Source organism: Aeromicrobium sp. (assembly GCF_036676885.1).
Lineage (GTDB): Bacteria > Actinomycetota > Actinomycetes > Propionibacteriales > Nocardioidaceae > Aeromicrobium.
Genome location: NZ_JAKFCB010000193.1, coordinates 1 through 2370, shown reverse-complemented (window position 1 = coordinate 2370; position 2370 = coordinate 1). Strand labels below are relative to the sequence as shown.

The 2370-nt window shown below is 68.4% G+C and carries 2 protein-coding genes and 1 pseudogene; 1 reads left to right on the top strand and 2 read right to left on the bottom strand.

Annotated features, from left to right (window positions below; translation table 11 throughout):
* Nucleotides 1–104: 104 nt before the first annotated feature.
* Nucleotides 105–1427, bottom strand: a complete 1323-nt coding sequence (gene hisS, locus V6M46_RS09245; RefSeq protein ID WP_332664048.1) for a histidine--tRNA ligase — start codon at nt 1425–1427, stop codon at nt 105–107.
* A complete protein-coding gene (locus V6M46_RS09240; RefSeq protein ID WP_332664045.1) occupies nt 1424–2119 on the bottom strand; it encodes an MBL fold metallo-hydrolase in 696 nt (231 codons plus the stop codon). The genes hisS and V6M46_RS09240 overlap by 4 nt, the downstream gene beginning before the upstream one ends.
* Before the next feature lie 64 nt (nt 2120–2183).
* Between V6M46_RS09240 and V6M46_RS09235 the strand changes: the two are divergent.
* Nucleotides 2184–2370: pseudogene (locus V6M46_RS09235) on the top strand (DUF349 domain-containing protein); the annotation flags it as partial.

Genomic DNA, 2370 nt, shown 5'->3' with positions numbered 1-2370 from the left:
GAACGCGACGCCGCCGTGGTCTCGACGACGGGCCACCCATCCGGCGAGGGTGACCTGCTGGCCGATGTGTTCGGCGCGCAGGCTTCCGGCGTCGTGGGTGCGGATCACGTGTTCTGCTCCTTGATTCGAGGCTTGAGGTCTTCGGTGGGCGGGGCCCAGGTCGTGGGGTCGGCGTCAGTCTGGTCGCCGACGCGGATGTCCCTGACCTTGTGCGGCTCGTCGCCGTTCGCGGGGAACCACACAAACGGTATGCCTCGGCGTTCGGCGTAGCGAATCTGCTTGCCGAACTTCTGCGCGCTCGCGGCGACCTCGGTCGGGATGCCACGGGCACGCAGCGCCGTGGCGACCTCGAGGCTCGCCGGGCGCGACTCCTCGTCGACGAGTGCGACGAGGACGGTGCTGGGCACCGAGCGGTCAGCGGTGAGGCCGTCCGCCACGAGCGGCACGAGCAGCCGAGAGACGCCGAGCGAGATGCCGACGCCGGGATAGGTGTTCTTGCCGTCGCTGGCGAGCTGGTCGTAGCGACCGCCGGAGCAGATCGAGCCGAGGTGCTCATAGCCGGCCATGCGGGTCTCGAACACCGTGCCGGTGTAATAGTCCAGGCCGCGCGCGATCCGGAGGTCGGCGACGATGTCGACGCCCTCGGCGCCAGCCGCGCCGATGACGACCTGGCGGAGCTCCTCGAGCCCTTCGTCGAGCAGCGGGTGGCTGACACCCAACGCGCGTACGGCCTCGACGAAGGACTCGTCGGTCGTGCGCACGTCTGCGAGTGCGAGACACTGCGCGGCCTGCTCGGCGGTGAGGCCGGCGTCGGTCTGCAGCTGCTCGGCGATCTTGTCGGCCGGGACCTTGTCGAGCTTGTCGACGATCGGCATGACCGCGGTGGGCTCGGCGATGCCGAGGCCCAGGTAGAAGCCCTCGAGCACCTTGCGGTTGCTGACCTGCAGCGTCAGCTGCGGCACGGGCAGGCCCGACAGCGCCTCGGCCATGACCTGGGCGACCTCGACGTCGAAGTGGAACGCCAGCTCGTCCTTGGCGACGATGTCGATGTCGGCCTGGGTGAACTCGCGGAATCGCCCCTGCTGCGGCCGCTCGCCACGCCAGACCTTCTGGATCTGGTAGCGGCGGAACGGGAACTCCAGCTTGCCGGCGTTCTCCAGGACGTACCGGGCGAACGGCACGGTGAGGTCGAAGTGCAAGCCCATGCCGGAGTCGCTGTCGCCCTCGCCGGCCTGCAGCCGGCGCAGGACGTAGACCTCTTTGTCGATCTCGCCCTTGCGCAGCAGCTGGTCCATCGTCTCGACCGCACGCGTCTCGATCGACGCGAAGCCGTGCAGCTCGAAGACCGTACGCAGGTGGTCGAGCACGATCAGCTCGACATTGCGCTCGGCCGGGAGGAACTCGGGGAACCCGCTCAGCTTGGTCATTGGATCAGCTCCGCGAGGAACGGGTTGGTCGCGCGCTCGCGGCCGATCGACGTCTGACCGCCGTGGCCCGGCAGCACGACGATGTCGTCGTCGAGTGGCAGCACGCGGTCACGCAGGCTGTCCTGCATCTGCGGGTGCGAGCCGCCGTTGAGGTCCGTACGGCCGATCGATCCGGCGAACAGGAAGTCGCCGGAGAACATGACCTGCGAGACGTCCTCGGGTCCGTCGTAGTCGACGCGGTAGAACACCGTGCCGGGCGTGTGGCCTGGTACGTGGTCGACGAGGAACGTCAGGCCGTCGACCTCGATGCGGGCGCCGTCGACCGCATCACGTACGTCTGCCGGCTCGGCGAAGTCCGGGATGTCGGTCATGCCGAGCTGACCGCGCAGCATCGCGGCGGACTCGTTGGAGATCGCCGCCATCGGGTCGGCCAGCAGGTGCTTGTCGGCGGGGTGGATCCACACCGGGCAGCCGTACTCACTGGCGACGTCCTGGGCACACCACATGTGGTCGAAGTGACCGTGCGTGATGAGCACGGCGGTCGGCGTCAGGTTGTGCTCCGAGACGACCGCGTGGACCCCGTCCATGGCATCCATTCCGGGGTCGACGATCGCGCAACCGGTGCCGGGGCCGCGGGAGACGAAGTAGCAGTTCGCCTGCAGCGGACCGGCCGGAAATGACGTGAGAAGCACGTGCGACAGGGTACGCGAGACGCACTGGCCACCCCGAGCCCGGCCGACGCCTACACTGTCGCCCATGAGTTCTGCGCCCACGAACCCCTGGGGTCGTGTCGACGACGAAGGCAATGTCTACGTCAAGACCACTGACGGTGAACGACTGATCGGCCAGTGGCCCGGCGGTGACCCCGCTGAGGCGATGTCGTTGTACGTGCGACGCTACGAAGGGCTCGAGGTCGAGGTCGACCTGCTCGAGAAGCGCCTCG

What these genes read in the sequence shown, in the direction of transcription:
- hisS (WP_332664048.1), bottom strand. Translation starts at nt 1,427, where the DNA reads ATGACCAAGCTGAGCGGGTTCCCCGAGTTCCTCCCGGCCGAGCGCAAT.